The sequence below is a fragment of the Asaia krungthepensis NRIC 0535 genome (genome assembly GCF_025995175.1).
Classification (GTDB): domain Bacteria; phylum Pseudomonadota; class Alphaproteobacteria; order Acetobacterales; family Acetobacteraceae; genus Asaia; species Asaia krungthepensis.
This window is the reverse complement of the sequence record NZ_BAPV01000020.1, coordinates 151033-167602: the sequence shown is the minus strand read 5'-3', so window position 1 is coordinate 167602 and position 16570 is coordinate 151033. Positions and strand designations below refer to the sequence as shown.

At 61.5% G+C, this 16570-nt stretch carries 14 protein-coding genes; 5 read left to right on the top strand and 9 right to left on the bottom strand.

Annotation, left to right across the window (positions count from 1 at the left end; genetic code table 11):
- Window positions 1–116 precede the first annotated feature (116 nt).
- Together AA0535_RS10735 and AA0535_RS10730 are read right to left on the bottom strand one after the other, a co-directional pair.
- Window positions 117–1679 carry a Do family serine endopeptidase gene (locus AA0535_RS10735; RefSeq protein WP_373319315.1) on the bottom strand — a complete coding sequence of 521 codons (1563 nt, stop codon included), beginning with the start codon at window positions 1677–1679 and terminating at the stop codon, window positions 117–119.
- A gap of 107 nt (window positions 1680–1786) precedes the next feature.
- Window positions 1787–2272 carry a nucleoside deaminase gene (locus AA0535_RS10730; protein WP_264816098.1) on the bottom strand — a complete coding sequence of 162 codons (486 nt, stop codon included), beginning with the start codon at window positions 2270–2272 and terminating at the stop codon, window positions 1787–1789.
- 86 nt (window positions 2273–2358) lie between these two features.
- On the opposite strand from AA0535_RS10730, the gene AA0535_RS10725 reads away from it, so the two are divergent.
- The 5 genes from AA0535_RS10725 (at window position 2359) to AA0535_RS10705 (ending at window position 8176) form a co-directional block, all read left to right on the top strand.
- Window positions 2359–3099 carry a gamma-glutamyl-gamma-aminobutyrate hydrolase family protein gene (locus tag AA0535_RS10725; RefSeq protein ID WP_264816096.1) on the top strand — a complete coding sequence of 247 codons (741 nt, stop codon included), beginning with the start codon at window positions 2359–2361 and terminating at the stop codon, window positions 3097–3099.
- Entirely contained in the window at window positions 3096–3896 is an 801-nt protein-coding gene (locus tag AA0535_RS10720; protein WP_264816093.1) for a pseudouridine synthase, read from the top strand. The genes AA0535_RS10725 and AA0535_RS10720 overlap by 4 nt, the downstream gene beginning before the upstream one ends.
- Window positions 3896–4450, top strand: coding sequence for a 16S rRNA (guanine(966)-N(2))-methyltransferase RsmD (rsmD, locus tag AA0535_RS10715; RefSeq protein ID WP_264816090.1), 555 nt, complete (start codon window positions 3896–3898; stop codon window positions 4448–4450). Before AA0535_RS10720 ends, rsmD begins: the two co-directional genes overlap by 1 nt.
- 386 nt (window positions 4451–4836) lie before the next feature.
- On the top strand, window positions 4837–7500 hold the full coding sequence (locus tag AA0535_RS10710) for a DNA translocase FtsK (RefSeq protein ID WP_264816089.1): 2664 nt from the start codon (window positions 4837–4839) through the stop codon (window positions 7498–7500).
- Window positions 7501–7516: 16 nt separating this feature from the next.
- On the top strand, window positions 7517–8176 hold the full coding sequence (locus AA0535_RS10705; protein WP_264816087.1) for an RluA family pseudouridine synthase: 660 nt from the start codon (window positions 7517–7519) through the stop codon (window positions 8174–8176).
- Here AA0535_RS10705 and AA0535_RS10700 read toward each other — a convergent pair.
- From AA0535_RS10700 to AA0535_RS10670, 7 genes are all read right to left on the bottom strand, one after another.
- Window positions 8149–9168 (bottom strand): glycosyltransferase, encoded by a 1020-nt coding sequence (locus tag AA0535_RS10700; protein ID WP_264816086.1) that lies wholly within the window; start codon window positions 9166–9168, stop codon window positions 8149–8151. The two genes, AA0535_RS10705 and AA0535_RS10700, sit on opposite strands and share 28 nt — an antisense overlap.
- Window positions 9169–9170: 2 nt before the next feature.
- Window positions 9171–10073 carry a dTDP-4-dehydrorhamnose reductase gene (gene rfbD, locus AA0535_RS10695; protein ID WP_264816083.1) on the bottom strand — a complete coding sequence of 301 codons (903 nt, stop codon included), beginning with the start codon at window positions 10071–10073 and terminating at the stop codon, window positions 9171–9173.
- Complete coding sequence (gene rfbC / locus AA0535_RS10690) at window positions 10070–10630, bottom strand: dTDP-4-dehydrorhamnose 3,5-epimerase (protein WP_264816081.1); 561 nt, start codon at window positions 10628–10630, stop codon at window positions 10070–10072. Before rfbC ends, rfbD begins: the two co-directional genes overlap by 4 nt.
- An 11-nt stretch (window positions 10631–10641) precedes the next feature.
- Window positions 10642–11553: a glucose-1-phosphate thymidylyltransferase RfbA gene (gene rfbA / locus AA0535_RS10685; protein ID WP_264816079.1), complete on the bottom strand. Its 912-nt coding sequence runs from the start codon at window positions 11551–11553 to the stop codon at window positions 10642–10644.
- The gene (rfbB, locus tag AA0535_RS10680) at window positions 11550–12605 is read right to left on the bottom strand and encodes a dTDP-glucose 4,6-dehydratase (protein WP_264816077.1); all 1056 of its coding nucleotides are present in this window, start codon (window positions 12603–12605) and stop codon (window positions 11550–11552) included. Before rfbB ends, rfbA begins: the two co-directional genes overlap by 4 nt.
- A 539-nt stretch (window positions 12606–13144) precedes the next feature.
- A complete protein-coding gene (locus AA0535_RS10675; protein ID WP_264816141.1) occupies window positions 13145–14422 on the bottom strand; it encodes an MATE family efflux transporter in 1278 nt (425 codons plus the stop codon).
- A 345-nt stretch (window positions 14423–14767) separates the two neighbouring features.
- On the bottom strand, window positions 14768–16555 hold the full coding sequence (locus tag AA0535_RS10670; protein ID WP_264816076.1) for a DUF885 domain-containing protein: 1788 nt from the start codon (window positions 16553–16555) through the stop codon (window positions 14768–14770).
- Window positions 16556–16570 lie beyond the last annotated feature (15 nt).

The window sequence follows — 16570 nt, the reverse complement described above, 5'->3', positions numbered from 1 at the left end:
GCTGTGCCGCAAATTCCGCCTGTCGTCCGTTTTGTGAATCGCCACAAAACGCCAAAAGGGCGGGGTCCGAAAACCCCGCCCTTCTGTCGGAAGCTCAACCCGGGAGAGGGGTTGGCTCAGTTACCGTCGTCGCTGCCATCATCATCCGTATCGCTGCCGGCAGGAGCGATCGCGATGAAGATCTGCTGGCCATCGCGCAGCACGCGCAACAGGACCGGCTGCTTGTTCTTCATGACACCGCGTACGGCTGTCAGCACCGCACGGGGATTATCGACTGCCGTATTGCCCACGGCCTGAATGATATCGCCTGGGCGCACACCCGCCTGCTCGGCTGGCGATCCGGGCACGATCTGGCTGATCACGGCGCCCTTGACGGTGTCATCCACGCCAAGCTGCTGACGCATGTCACGCGACAGCGGAGCAAGCGAGATTCCAATCTTGCCACTGCCCGACTGTGCGCTGTCATCGCTCGACGTGGCATCTGCCCCCTCGCCATCCTTGGGCATGTTGCCGATCTTGGCGGTGATGGTCTGCGTCTTGCCATCACGCAGAACGGTGAGCGTTGCATCCGTGCCCGGCTTCATCGAGACCGTATGCACCACGAGATCATGCACGCTCTTGATCTTGGACCCGTTGAGCGCCGTCACCACGTCGCCGCTCTTCAGCCCGGCCTTGTCGGCGGGGCCGCCCTTGGTCACCTGCGCCACGAGCGCGCCCTCAGGCGGTGCGCCCGGTTCGCTCGGCTTCAGACCCAGCGCCTGGGCCAGCGTGGGCGAGATACGCTGCATCAGCACACCCAGATAGCCACGCGTCACATGACCCGAGGTACGGAGCTGATCCACCACGCTTTTGACCGTGTTCGACGGAATGGCAAAGCCAATGCCGATCGACCCGCCCGAGGGCGAGATGATGGCGGCATTCACGCCAATCACCTTGCCATTCTGGCTGAAAAGCGGACCGCCGGAATTGCCATGGTTGATGGGCGCATCGATCTGGATGAAATCGTCATAGGGACCGGCATTCAGGTCACGCCCGCGCGCCGAGACGATACCTGCCGTGACCGTGCCGCCCAGACCGAACGGATTGCCAACCGCAACCACCCACTCACCGGGCTGCACATTGTCTGAATCGCCCAGCTCGATGAAGGGCAGCTTGCCGTTGGGCTTGATCTTGAGCAGGGCCACATCGGTCTTGGGGTCGCGCCCCACGATCTTGGCGGGCAGTGTCGTGCCGTCGTCGAGCGTGACCGAGACCTTGGTCGCGCCATTCACCACATGGTTATTGGTGACGATATAACCGTCATTGGAGATGATGAAGCCCGAACCGCGCGCCTCGACGGTGCGATGCTGCTGCTGTTGCTGCGGCATCATCTGGAACGGGAAGGGGAACGGAAAAGGCATGCCCTGCGGCATCTGCTGGCCGCCACCGCCGCCGCCTTCTTCCTGCTCGGCCACATCGGCGCGGATGTGGGAGGTGATGGACACGACAGCAGGCTTCACCTGCTTCACCAGATTGACGAAATTCGGCAGGGTCTGAAGCTGCGTCTGGGGGGTGATCGGCCCTTCGGCCCAGGCCGGAGAGGTCACGCCAGCGCCCAGCGATAGCGCGGTGGCCGCGACCAGTGCCAGAGAACGGATTTTCCGTGAAGGCGTCATACGAACATTCATGGCGTCAGTCATGATCTTTCCAGCTTTGGCACCATCAGGGTGCGGTGTGGTGAAAGGAACTTATGAAGCGGGGTTCGGTTCGTCCAGAATAGCCGCGCGTAAAAACGTGGTAATCCGTTTCAGGAAGCGCCCGATTCCCGCAATGTTGTGAAAAACTTCTTCAGCAATGCGGCATTTTCCTGCTCGCAGACGCCGCCGATCACTTCCGGTCGATGCAAACAGGCGGCCTGCTCAAAAATCCGTGGTCCGTGGTCCACCCCGCCGCCCTTGGGGTCATAGGCCCCGTATATCACCCGACCGAGCCGGAAATGCACCATGGCCGCCGCGCACATCGGGCAGGGTTCCAGCGTCACGACAAGCGTGCAGCGCAAAAGCGAGCGCGACCCCAACGCTTGCGCCGCCGCGCGCATAGCCAGAATCTCCGCATGGGCACTTGGATCATGCCGTGCTTCGACCTCATTTGAGGCACGGGCCAGAACCTGTCCCTCCGGGCCGAATACCAGCGCGCCCACCGGCACCTCGCCCCGGCCTGCAGCCTCGCGCGCAGCGTTCAGGGCGTCAGCCATGATCCCAACTCTGGCTTCGGAGGTGTAAAAGCGGGTCATGGGAAACGCTCTTCTCCCTCTTGCGTGGTTCGGTGTGGCATGGATCGGCCTTCTGTTTGCCCCAAAACCCTGTTTACATCCACCTCATGACACGCGCGCCTCTCATTGGCCTGACCCTCGATATCGAACCAGGCGGGCCGGGAGCCTTCTCCCGCTTCCCCTATCACGCCCTGCGACAAAACTATTTCAGCGCCATCACGGCCGCTGGCGGGTTGCCCGTCGGGCTGCCTCATGAACCTGCCCTCGCCGCTGCCCTTATGGCGCGCCTCGACGGTCTGGTCGTCACAGGGGGTGCGTTCGACCCCGACCCGGCGCTCTATGGCGAGACATTGCACCCCATGACCACGCTCAAGCCGGGACGTACCGACGCTGAACTGGCCTATCTGCATGCCGCCCGTACGGCACATCTGCCGATCCTGGGCATTTGCGGGGGCATGCAGCTCATGGCCATCGCCTGGGGCGGAGCACTTCATCAGCACCTGCCCGATCATGCGCCCGGGCCTATCGCCCATGAGCAACCCAATCCCCGCGACGAGCCGGGCCACGGAGTCAGCATCCTGCCGGGCACGCTTCTGTCCCAGGTGACCGGACGGGCGAGCATGCAGGTGAATTCCTCCCATCATCAGGGCGTGCGAGACCCTGGAGCGCTTCGTGTGAGTGCTTCAGCCCCTGACGGCGTGATCGAGGCGATAGAGGCACAGGACGGAATTTTTGCCTTGGGGGTGCAGTGGCACCCGGAATTCGCTATCGATCCGGGCGATGCGCGTCTATTGGCTGGATTCATCGACGCGGCCCGACACGCGACACCACAGGACAGACGAGCATGACCGAAGAAGAACGCGGCGAACGCATCGCCAAATGGATGGCCCGCGCGGGCGTTGGTAGCCGACGCGATATCGAGCGCATGATCGAGGCCGGACGCATCCGCATGAACGGGGCTTCGGTCGAGCATCCCGCCACCTTCGTGCAGGATGGCGATATCATCCAGCTCGACGGCAAGGTGATCGGGAACAAGGAGCACACCCGCGTCTGGCGCTATCACAAGCCGGACGGGCTGATGACCACCCATCGTGACCCGCAGGGCCGCCCTACCGTGTTCGACTCCCTGCCCGAGGGCATGCCGCGCGTCGTCAGCGTCGGGCGTCTGGACATCAACTCCGAAGGGCTTCTCCTTCTCACCAATGACGGCGAGCTCGCCCGTCGTCTGGAGCTTCCCTCCAATGCCTGGATCCGACGCTACCGCGTCCGCGTGTTCGGCGTGGTGGATGAGCGCCGCCTTGCCGCCCTCGCCCATGGCTCGGAATTCGACGGCGTGCGCTATGGGCCCATCGAAGCGGGTCTGGACTCGCAGAAAGGCGATAATGCCTGGCTGACTGTCAGCCTGCAGGAAGGCAAGAACCGGGAAATCCGTCGCGTCATGATGGGGCTCAACCTGCATGTCAGCCGCCTGATCCGCGTTTCTTACGGCCCCTTCCAGCTTGGCACACTTCAGAAGCGCGAAATCGAGGAAGTTCAGGGCAAGATCCTGCGCGAGCAGATCCCCGGCCTTGCTGCTGCCCCGCGCCGCGTCAAACGCGTGGTGAAGGACGCCGCCCCTGCCATCACGGAAGCCGAAGACGAGTAATGCGTATCGTCGGTGGTGAACGCAAAGGCGTTGCCCTGCAGGCCCCGCGTGGCGACACCACGCGTCCCACCTCGGATCGCGCGCGTCAGGCCGTGTTCGACATGCTGGCCCACGCCCCTTGGGCCGGTATGGACTTCCTGCGCCGCGCCCATGTGCTCGATGCCTTTGCCGGCACGGGCGCGCTCGGGCTTGAAGCCCTGTCGCGCGGTGCCGCTTCCGTCACCTTCATGGAGCAGGATCGCAGCGCTCGCGCCGTGATCTCGGCCAATATTCGCGCCTGCCGCTTCGACACTCATGATCTTGCCGTGCTGACCTGCGACGTCACCCGCGCCCCGCGCGCTGACAGGCCGTGCTCGCTGGTGTTTCTCGATCCCCCCTATGGCAAGGATCTGGTCCCGGCCGCCCTCAAGGCGCTGACCCGCACGGGCTGGATCGCCCCCGAGGCCGTGATCGTGGCAGAGACTGCCGTCAAGGATGAACTCGCCATCGATCTTCCGCTGCTGACCGAGCGTCGCTTTGGCGTGGCACAGGTCAGGATCTGGCGCGCCTCCTGAGATCTGGGCTTTGCCCAGGCCTGCAAAGGGTTCTGTCTTTTTGATTTCGACCGTGACTTACACAGGTTTGCGGGGGACGACCGTTCTTTGACGGGGTGTACCCTCCGGAGGTGAGTCCCCGTACCTTTGGGGGGGACGAGCTTTGTCGATCCCCGGTTAGACTTGAACAGGTGTCCCGAGGAAGACCGCCCTTTGGCGGCGTATGGGGCAGAGTCCGATGACCAGACGCATAAGCGCCCTCCAACGGCAGATTTCAGCCTTTTTTGCTCTCGTCTCCGGGCGACGTTCCGCTATAGTTCTGCCACACGACAGAGTTATATCCAGACGATGCTCGATGCCCCATGCGCGGGGTAAGATGTATTGCGCAAAGACAGGAAGACGCGAATTTGGCTTCGTTCAGCCGCTTCTTTTCATCAGGCACCGCTTCCCCCCGGATACGCAGCCAGTTTCATGACCGGCTGACGGAGCTGGGCGGGTTCATTCTGCTCGCCCTCGCCCTGGCACTGGGTGTGGCCTTGTGGAGCTACAACCCGCAGGACCCGTCTTTTGACACGGCCACGACATCGGTCCCGACCAATCTGCTGGGTCAGCCGGGTGCCACATTGGCCGATGCACTGGTGCAGTGGCTGGGGCTCGCGAGTGCCCTGCCGATTATCGTCATGCTGTGCTGGGCATGGCAGATCGTGCGCCATCATGCGCTCAGCGTGCCGATCCTGCGTTTTATCGCCTTCTTCTGCCTGTTGCCTGTCGCCGCTGCGCTGATTGCCACAGTCCAGGTACTGATTCCGGCCCTGACGACAACCTGGCCTTCCCGCGCCGGGTTGGGCGGGCAACTCGGTCTGGTTCTGGCCGATCATCTGGTCTCGACCGGCCGTGCCACGATGGGCAAGGCGGGAGGCGTTGTTTTCTCGTTGCTCGGGCTTTTGCTCACGCTCCTGCTCATTCCGCTGGCACTGGGCTTGCGCCGCAGCGAGTGGCGGGCCCTGTTCCGGGGCGCACGTTCCGTGGGTCGCGGGTCCGAACATCTGGCGCGGCGTGTAGGCAACCGCGCACGGCAGAGCACCCCACCGGACTGGAGCAGCTACGAACCTGTCGAGGCAAAGGCTTATCGACACGAGCATCCCTATCCCTCGCCGCGACGCGAGAGCGAGGCTGCGCGGGCACCTTTCATTCCGGCCAATACAGGCTGGCTACAGCCGCCTGAGCGTACGCAGGAAACCGTGCCCGCCCTTCACGCCCCGCAGACGAGCCCGCAACCAGCCCCAGCGGCCGAGCCCAAGCCATCCAACCCCTATGGCGTCCAGCTCGCCCAGATTGCGCGGGACCAGGAAAGCGCCATGCGTCCCGCCACCGTGACGCGCTACACGGAGCATGAAGAGGCACCGGCTTTTCCGGAAGAAGCGCCGCCCATCCCCCGTCAGGAAGAAGAACCGAAACGCGGATTTTTCGGTTTCGGGCGTGCGCGCGCCGAGCGACCGAGTCCACCGCAGCCCGATTCTGCTTCCCGCCAGGGCTGGGAGAGTGCAGGGTGGCAGCCCCCCTCGCTCGGTCTGCTGCGCAAGGCGCCCGCTCATGGAGGAAATGGCCCGTCGAACGAGGTCCTGCAGGCCAATGCCCGTCTCCTGGAACAGGTGCTCTCCGATTACGGCGTGCAGGGTCAGATCGGCGATATTCATGCGGGGCCGGTGGTCACGCTCTATGAGCTGGAACCTGCGCCGGGCATTCGCTCGGCGCGCGTGATCGGTCTGGCAGACGATATCGCACGTTCGCTCTCGGTGCTGAGCGTGCGTATCGCGACTGTGCCGGGACGCAATGTCATTGGTATCGAAGTACCGAATGCGTCGCGTGAAACCGTGTATTTCTCGGAACTGCTCGATACGCCGGAGTTCCATGAACCGGGGGCACAGCTGCGTCTGGCACTGGGCAAGGACATTGCGGGTAACCCGGTCTATGCCGATCTGGCCAAGATGCCGCATCTGCTGATCGCGGGGACCACGGGCTCGGGTAAATCCGTAGGCGTGAACGCCATGATTCTGTCGCTGCTCTACCGGCTGACGCCGGAAGAATGCCGCCTGATCATGATCGATCCCAAGATTCTGGAACTGTCGATCTATGACGGGATTCCACATCTGTTGACGCCGGTCGTGACCGAACCGAACAAGGCGGTGGCGGCGCTCAAATGGACCGTGCGCGAGATGGACAAGCGTTATCGCTCCATGGCGCATCTGCAGGTGCGCAACATTACGGGTTACAACCAGCGCGTGCGTCAGGTGCGCTCGACGGGAGAGCTGGTGACGCGTCGCGTGCAGACCGGCTTCGACCCAGAGACAGGCCAGCCGGTTTTCGACGAGCAGCAGCTTGCCCTCGAGACCATGCCGCATATCGTGGTAGTGATCGACGAAATGGCTGATCTGATGATGGTGGCAGGCAAGGAGATCGAGGCCGCCGTCCAGCGTCTGGCACAAAAGGCCCGAGCCGCCGGTATCCATGTGATCATGGCCACCCAGCGCCCCTCGGTGGATGTGATCACCGGTACGATCAAGGCCAATTTCCCGACACGCATTTCCTTCCAGGTGATCAGCAAGTTCGACAGCCGCACCATTCTGGGCGAGCAGGGTGCCGAGCAGCTTCTGGGCCAGGGCGACATGCTCTACATGCAGGGCGCAGCCCGCATCACCCGTGTGCATGGGCCCTTCGTGGCCGATAGCGAGGTCGAGGATGTGGTCGCCGATCTGCGCAGCAAGGGCGAGCCAGTCTATAATGACGAGGTGATCTCGAGCCTCGATGACGAGGGCGGCAGTTCCTCATCGAGCGGGAACGGCATGAATGGCGGAAATTATGACGCCGAATCCAGCCTGTTCGATCAGGCGGTCGATCTGGTAACGCGTGAGGGCAAGGCCTCCACCTCCTTCATCCAGCGCCACCTCTCGATCGGCTATAATCGCGCGGCCAAGATCATCGAACAGATGGAGAAGGAAGGCGTGGTGAGCGCTGCGAACCATGTGGGCAAGCGCGAAGTCCTCACACGACGTGCGCGCGAAGAGGATTGACCCCTCCCCTCCCCCGATGAACACGTCCTTTCCCTATCCCATCCTCTATGAAAGCCCCCGGCTGGTCGTGATCGACAAGCCGGCAGGGCTGCCTGTGCATCCCGGCCCGAAGGCGCAGCATTCGGTCGAGGCCCTGTTTCCTCTGCTGTCACGGCGCAAGGATGGCCCATGGCTCGTGCATCGTCTCGATACAGACACATCGGGTTGTCTGATGATCGCCCTGCGCAAGCAGGCGCTTGTGGAGGCTCAGGCGCTTTTCGCCTCGGGGCAGGTCAGTAAGACCTATTGGGCTGTAGTCACCAAAGCGCCCGATCATGCCGAGGGGATGATTGAAGCACCGCTGCGCAAGGTGACCTCGAAAGAGGGCTGGCACATGGAAGCCCATCCCAATGGACAGGACGCGCGCACGAAATGGCGCGTATTGTCCCGTCAGGGGGATAAGGCCTTGCTGGAACTCGATTTGCTGACCGGTCGCACTCATCAGGCACGCGTGCATTGTCAGGTTCTGGGGTGCCCTATCATGGGCGATGCCCGGTATGGCGGGGGCGCTGGCCAGCTTCACCTGATGAGCCGGGCGCTCGAAGCCGCTCTGCCCAGCGAGATGGTACGTGCTCAGGCAGAGCCCCCGGCATTCATCCGGCAGAGTTGTCAGTCTTTCGGACTGGTCTGGCCGTAAAACAGGAACCACATCCGGAACAGCCAGGTCTCGGCAAAGCGCTGTCTTACGAAATCACGCTCGGCAAACAGAAAACGCAGCCTTGCGCCAAACCCGCCGCTCGATGCCTTTTTCAGCCTCAGCAGGAACCCGGTCGCCTGCGTGGTCAGACATTCTGCAAGATCAGGCTCTAGCAGACGCGTCACAAGAGCATCATGCAGCGCCATGAAGGCCGCAGGACCCCGGCGCAGGGCGCGCATACCGCGCACGAACAGGGAGCGTTCGACACCAACAGCGTTCCGCCTGTGCTGTCGATAGAGGCTGACGCAGCGCTCATCGAAATGGAAAGTGCCTCCAGCACCAAGGACCAGCGTATAGGCCCACCAGTCATGCAGTACGCCGTCAGGCGACATGAACGGACGAATGAGCGTCGCCGCCTCGGTATTGAGCAGGATGGTATGACCGGTTGCCAGATTCTGGATCAGGCTCGAGGCAAAATCCGGCTGCCGACGAAGCGCTAGAGAAGGCCCCTGAATGGCCAAAGTCTCGTCCGTCAGATATTGCCGCGCACAGTAAAGGGCAGGCCCCTCGACTGAGTCGAGGGCTTCACGGGCCCAGGCCAGCTTCGTTGGAACCCAGACATCATCCTGATCGGCATAGGCAATCAGCGCGTCGCGTGGGGCGGCCTCAAGCAGCAGAGCATAGGAGAGAGCGACACCGAGATTGGCCGGCTCGACATCGACTTCGATACAGCGTCCCTGACCGCGATGCTCCTGAAACGAGAGCATGATGGCGCGCGACGCATCCTGCGAACCGTCATCGCGCCAGTACAGACACCAGTCATCGTCTGATTGGGCCAGAAAGCTGTCAAGCTGCTGGTTGAGAAACGCCTCGCCATTATAGACGGAAAGCAGAATCGCAACGGGCGGCCTCGAGGCCGCCCGCTCCGTATCACGCCCGACCACCGCGTAAAGACGCGGCGGAGCAGCAGAATCTTGCTCCGAACGGCTCACGCTCAGACCGGCTTGCTCGCAAAATGCTCATCGACCGCACGGGCTACGCCATCGCGCCACTCAGGCAGGCGAATACCGAACACGCGCTCGAGCTTGCTGCAGTCCAGACGCGAGTCCTGAGGACGCTTGGCCGGAGTCGGCCAGTCCTCGGTGCGGATTGCCGCAACCTCGACCGGCATGGTCTGGCCATGGCGCGTTGCTTCCTCAAGAGCCGCAACGGCCAGACCGTGCCAGCTCGTCTCGCCTGTACCGCAGGCATGGTAGATCCCGGCAAATCGGTCCTGCCATCCTGCCTCGATCTGATCGGCAATGCCGAGAATGGCCTTTGCGAGATCGTCGGCATTGGTGGGGCAGCCATACTGGTCGCCGACCACCTTCAGATGGGTATTCTTGGCGCCCGCATTGACCATCGTGCGCACGAAGTTCTTGCAGTGCCCGGAATAGACCCAGGCCGTACGCAGGACCACGCTATGCGGCTGTGCCCTGAGAACCGCCTGCTCACCCGCTGCCTTGGTGCGGCCGTAAACCGTCTGAGGCGTCACCGGGTCGGTCTCGACATAGGCTGTGCCCTTGTCGCCCGCATAGACGTAATCGGTCGAAACGTGGATGAGGGGAATGCCCTGTGCGGCACAGAGGCGCGCCAGCTCGGCCGGCCCGGTCTCGTTGGCCGCCGTGGCCCCGTCGACCTCGCTCTCCGCCAGATCCACTGCGGTCCAGGCTGCCGCGTTCACCACCAGAGAGGGTGTGTGGCGCGCCAGCGTGGCGGCAATGGTTTCGGGAGCCGCGAGATCGAATTCAGGACGACCGACAACAACCACGCGCGCGCCGCCAAGGGTCTTCAGCGAGGTGGCCAGCTGGCCCTGACCGCCCGTGACGAGAATCAGATGATCGGATGCTGTGCTCATGAGTACTGAAACCAGCCCTTGGCTTCCGTGAAGTGCGGTGCGATCTGGTCCTTGTCGGAGAGAACGACCTCATCCGCGCTGATCGGCCAGTCAATCGCCAGATGCGGGCAGTTCCAGATCACGGCGCGCTCGGAGGCCTTGTCATAAAGCGAGGTGCATTTGTACTGGACCTCGGTGTTCTCCTGCAGGGTCACGAAGCCATGGAGGAAACCGGGAGGCACCCAGAGCTGCGACCAGTTTTCTTCCGAAAGCTCAGCTGCAACCCATTTCCCATAGGTCGGTGACCCGGTGCGAGCATCGATCGCCACATCCCAGATCGCACCCTTGGTGCAACGCACGAGCTTGCCCTGCACATAGGGGGCCACCTGACAATGCAGGCCGCGCACCACGCCCTTCTGAACCGACAGGCTCTGGTTGTCCTGCACGAAAGTCAGGTCGATCCCCGCCTCGACCATCTTCTGATGATTATAGGTCTCGGAAAAGAATCCGCGTGAGTCGCTGAAGCGCTGCGGCGTGACGAGGATGACGTCAGGAATTGCGAGACGTTCGACTTTCATGGCGTTGCTCCTTAGTTACGGCCGGACTGGGACTGATGCGCAAGTTCGAGCAGCATGCGACCGAGCTCAGTCTTGGCCTTGGCCTTGCCCTGCACCATAAGCTGCTCGCGATCGATAAAGCCCATGCGATAGGCCACTTCGGTGGGCGATCCCACCAGCATGCCCTGACGCGACTGGATGGTCTGCACGAACAGACCAGCCTGCATCAGGCTGTCCGGCATGCCGGCATCGAGCCACGCACAACCGCGGCCCAGACGGTCGACCTGCAGCGAGCCCTCTTCCAGATACATCTGGTTCAGGTCGGTAATTTCCAGTTCGCCGCGCGGGCTCGGCTTCACACGCTTGGCGAATTCGACCACGCGGTGATCATAGAAATAGAGCCCTGTCACCGCCCAGTTGGATTCCGGCTCGCTCGGCTTTTCCACGATACGCTCTGCACGGCCGCTATCGTCGAAGCTGACAACGCCATACCGTTCGGGGTCACGCACCTGATAGGCAAACACGGTAGCGCCTTCGGGACGCGCGGCGGCTGCGCGCAGAAGCACGCTCAGATGATCAGCGAAGATCAGGTTATCACCCAGCGCCAGAGCGCATGGCGATCCATCGATCCAGTCTTCGGCAATCAGGAAGGCCTGCGCCAGACCGTCCGGCGAGGGCTGTTCGCGATACTCGAAACGCACACCGAACTGCGATCCATCGCCAAGCAGGCGCTTGAACTGGGGCAGGTCATGAGGCGTGGAGATGATCATGATATCCTGAATACCGGCCAGCATGAGCGTGGTCAGCGGATAATAGATCATCGGCTTGTCATAGACGGGCAGAAGCTGCTTCGACGTTGCCAGGGTCATGGGATGCAGGCGCGTGCCCGACCCACCGGCTAGAAGAATGCCCTTCATCGGTTTGGTTGCAGCCACGGCGTTCATGCTTTTGTTCCCAGTCTCTGTCCGGTGTAGCGGCGGGCGCGGATGCCTTCCCACCAGCCGCGATTATCGAGATACCACTGAACCGTACGGCGGATGCCCGTCTCGAAATCGTGCTTCGCTTTCCAGTCCAGAGCCTTCTCGGCATGGCTGGGGTCGATCTCGTAGCGGAAATCATGGCCGGGGCGGTCGGTCACGAAACGGATCAGACGCTCGCGCGGGCCGGCCGGATCGGGTGAGAGCTCGTCGAGCACGCTGCAAATGGTCTTGACGACATCCAGATTGGTGCGCGGTTGACGCGCGCCGATGGCATAGGTCTCACCCGGCTTGCCGTTCTCGACAGCCTTGACCAGCGCCTCGGCATGATCCTCGACGAACAGCCAGTCACGGATGTTCTCGCCCTTGCCGTAAACCGGCAATTCCTTGCCCTCGAGCGCGTTGATCGTGACCAGAGGGATCAGCTTCTCGGGGAAGTGCCAGACGCCGTAATTATTGGTGGTGTTGGTCACGAACGTGGGCAGACCATAGGTATGATACCAGGCGCGCACCAGATGGTCGGACGCCGCCTTCGACGCGGAATACGGGCTGCGCGGATCATAGGGTGTGGTCTCGGTGAACGGCGGATCGTCGAGCTCAAGATGCCCGAACACCTCATCTGTCGAGATGTGATGAAAGCGAAAAGCCTTCTGGGCCTCGGCATCCAGCGTCTGCCAGTAGCGGCGTGCAGCCTCGAGCAGCGCGTAGGTGCCCGTCACATTGGTCTCGACGAATACGCCAGGACCGTCGATCGAGCGATCGACATGGCTTTCTGCGGCCAGATGCATCACGGCATCGGGACGATATTCCTCGAACAGCTTGGAGAGTTCGACACCATTGACGATATTGACGGCGGCGTGGCGATAGCGCGGATCGGCCGCAACCTCACCTACGGTCTCTTCCGAGGCAGCATAGGTCATGCAGTCCACATTCAGGACTTCATGGGAGGTGTCGCGTATCAGATGTCTGACCACTGCAGATCCGATAAAACCGCAACCACCTGTCAATAAAATTCGCATCGCTACTCTCAGTCACAGCATTGCACAAAGGCTGCAGTCCGGCCTTGAGCCCTGCGCCAACGATCTCTGATTACAGTCTCACGGGGTGGGATGGAAAGATGAGATGTATAACAAAATACGCTTGGATTTCGTTTTATTGCACAGGTATAGTGCCGTCATCCCGTAAATTTTCATCCATTTCGTTGCGACATGGAAAATAACGGCATGTTCGTCTTTTGTAAGACAAATACTCTCTTTAGAGTCTATCGAGTATACCGACACGCCTCTCATGTCCTCCGCTGCAAAGTGAGAGAGATATGGCAGTCACGCAATGACTATCCTGATTTCGTCCTCCGAGTTCGCGAAAACTGGCACAATGCCTGTCTATGTCTCGACTTTGTCTGTTGGCCGACCAGCCCACAAAAAACGATCAACGTCTCCGTTCTCGTCTTTCTCCAACAATGAAAAAAGATGTGTTATTCTTGAGCAAATACATCTGTTCCCTTGTCAGACCAGAAGCGAACCGGACGTAAAATGCCCGTGAGTGTGCCCTGAGGGTGTCAAATCCGCCTGATTACCCTGAATGCCGTAAGCGCCGCAAAACTGCCGAAAATCACCACACCCAGTGATTGTCCCACAAGAATGCCAATGGGCCCGTAATGGGAACCGACCCAGACAAACGGGATCGTCCCGAGTGTCGCCCTCCCCCAGTTGAAACCCGTCGAATAGAGCGGGTGACCGAGATTATTGAATGCCGTGTTCGAAACGAAGAGCAGACCGACGAAGAAATAGCTCGCCACCAGCCAGCAGCAGAACAATGTGACGATATGAATTGCCACACCCTTGGATGCGAACAGATGCAGGATCGGCACATGAAACAGAGCCAGAATGGCCCATGTCAGCAGCACGCATAAGGCCGTCAGCTTCAGTGAGGCATAAAGCGTTTCACGCACCCGGTCCTTTTTGCCCGCTCCAAGATTCTGGGACATGATCGGTCCGACAGAACCCGTCAGGGCAAACACGAAGGCAAAGGCAACGGGAACGATACGCTCGATCGTCGCCTGACCGGAGATCGCCTCCAGCCCGAAGCGCGACATGAAATGCGTCGTGAATAACCCACCCACAGGCGTGGCCAGATTGGTCGCGATCGCCGGCAGGGCCACAGCGCCGATCTGGCGTGTGGCTGGCGCAACGGCCCATAGCCGCGGCCACTCGAGCATCCGATGATCACGCAGGCTCACAAAGCCGAACAGGACAACGGTCCCGCGCGAAATGATGGTGCTGATCGCCGCACCCGTCAGACCCATATGAAACCCGAAGATCAGGATCGGATCGAGCACGGCCGAGACAAACGCACCGACCAGCGTCACCTGCATCGAACGCCGCGCATCCCCCACACAACGTAGAAGCGCCGATTGCGCCATGCCGTAACACACGAGAGGCAAGGCGGGGGACACAAGATGGAGGAAGCCTGCCGCCTGCTGAAGCGCCTCGCCCTTCGCACCGAGCAGCGCCAGCAGGAACGAAGCCAGTACCGCCGTCAGACAGCCGAGCACAGCAGCCACCCCGACCATCACCACCATGAAGGCAGAAGCAAAACGCCGCGCCCTGATGATACGACGCGCGCCAATCATGCGTCCGATGACAGCCCCGAGCCCAATGGTCATGCCAATCGAGACCGCTACCTGCACATAGCCCAGAGCAGCCGCAAAGCCGATCGCCGCGGTCAGGGCCGGATCGTGGAGATGCGATATATACCAGAAATTCAGGAGATCGACCGCGAACACGGCCATCAATCCGATCGCCCCCGTACCCGCCATGACCACGACATGGCGCATGATGCTGCCATGAACGAAACGCGCCGGGCGCGTGGCCTTCAGATCGACAGCCGGTTCGGAATCCTGCGCTGTCGATGATTCAGGGGATATCTTGCCAGGGGGGGGAGCAGTCAGAGACATATCTCCCCGATCCTGCCCGTTTCCCGCACCTCTGGGAACGACCGAAATTCCGAAACCTGCCTTTTTTTGATCGGCTCTTCACTCGAGTCCCGGTTGAGCCTCATCCCGCAGGGCGCCACCCTGCCCTTGCGAAGGGACAACCCTCTCCGATCCCCGCTGCGGATGAAAAGGTGTGCAGAGGACGCGTGTCCTCTGGCGAGGTAAGGGGCAGGGTTCCGGGCTGCTTCAGTTCTGCGCCTTCATTTCCTTGATCCAGGCATCCACCCGGTCGGCAAGCAGATTCAGCGGCAGGGCGCCTCCTGAAAGCACGACGTCATGGAATTTACGGATGTCGAATTTTGCGCCCAGCTCCGTTCTGGCCTTTTCACGCAGGCGCAGAATGGTCTGCTGGCCCAGCATGTAACCCAGCGCCTGTCCGGGCCAGGCGATGTAGCGATCGGTCTCGGCCTGCATGTCCGGCTCGCTGGTGGGCGGATGCGCATGGAAGAATTCCAGCATCTGGGCTCGCGTCCAGTGCAGGTCATGCACCCCGGTATCGAGCACCAGACGATCGGCGCGCAGGAGCTCACCGTTCAGACGGCCATAATCGCTGTAGAGATCCTTGTAGAAGCCCAGCTCCTTGCCAAGCCCCTCGGCATAAAGCGCCCAGCCTTCGATATAAGCGTTATAGAAACCCTGCTGACGGAAAGGCGGCAGCGGCAGTGACTGGGCGGTGGAAATCTGGAAGTGATGCCCGGGAACGCCCTCGTGATAGGCGGTGTCCTCGATCGTGTAGAGGTCGCGTTTGGCAAAATCGCCGGTATTGACGAAGACGATGCCGGGGCGTGAGCCATCGGGCGTTCCCTGATGGTATTCGGCACCGGCAGCTTCGGCCTCGCGATAGCGCTCGACGGGTCGCACTTCCAGCTTGGTGGTCGGGATCTTGTCGAAATCGCGTGTGAGAGCGGGCTCCATCTGCGCGATATATTTGCGATACAGATCGATGATCTGCTCGCGCGAGGTTGCATAGAGCTTCGTATCCTTGGCCACCGACGCCCGGAGGGCAGCAAGGTCGGCGAAGCCGAGCTTGTGGGCAATCTCACCCATTTCTCCCTCGATCTTGGCAACCTGATCCAGCCCGAGCTGGTGGATTTCCTTGGGGGACATGGTCGTAGTAGTCAGGGTTCGGATATCGTAGCGATACAGCGCATCGCCACCCGGCAACGCCCACACACCTTCCTGCGCGCGGCCATGCGCGGTGTAGCCCTGCTTCATGAAGGCTGCGAGACGCTGATAGGCCGGGCGCACATCATGATCGATAGCCGTCAGAATAGCCTTGCGGAGTCGCACCTGATCGGCAGCGGGCACAGCGGCCGGGAATTTCGTGACGGGTTCGCCAAACGGGCTCTTTTTGCCAGCGGGCGCGGCAATCTGCTCCACCTGCTGCTCGGCTTTTTCCAACAGGAAGCGCGGCGGCATCAACCCGTCCTTTTCGCCAAGGCGCGCCAGGGCGATGACCTGATCGATCGCCTTGGGGATAGCGCGCAGACGCGCAAGATAATCCTCATACTGCTTCGTGGTGTCGAAGGGGATGCTCGAAACGAAACCTGGATATTCCAGCTGGGCGCCATTCATCTGGTCGATCGGCATCTCATAGGTCTTGAGACGGATCCCTTCGAGCGTGTCCTGAATCTGCTGAATGATCATCGCACGGCTGATCTGTCGCTGGTCATCGAGTGACGCTGGCGCGATAGCCTCGAACTTCTTCAGAAAGCCCGTCAGAACAGGCACGGACCCCTTGATATGGGTAAGGGACAGATCGCTCCAGCGGTCGTTGTAACGGTAATCGCCAATCGACGTCGCCAGTTCAGGTGCGTCTTTGAGCTCGTACTGCCATTCCTCGTCCAGAAGGCGGTCGAACGCGGCCGCCGCCTTGTTGTCCGACGGTGCAGCAGGGGCCGCGAGAGCCGTTGTCGAGGCAAGAAGGCAGCCAACCCCCATCAGGGTGAGGCGTGAGGAGCGAGGGAATCTCATAAGCGTCGGATCTCC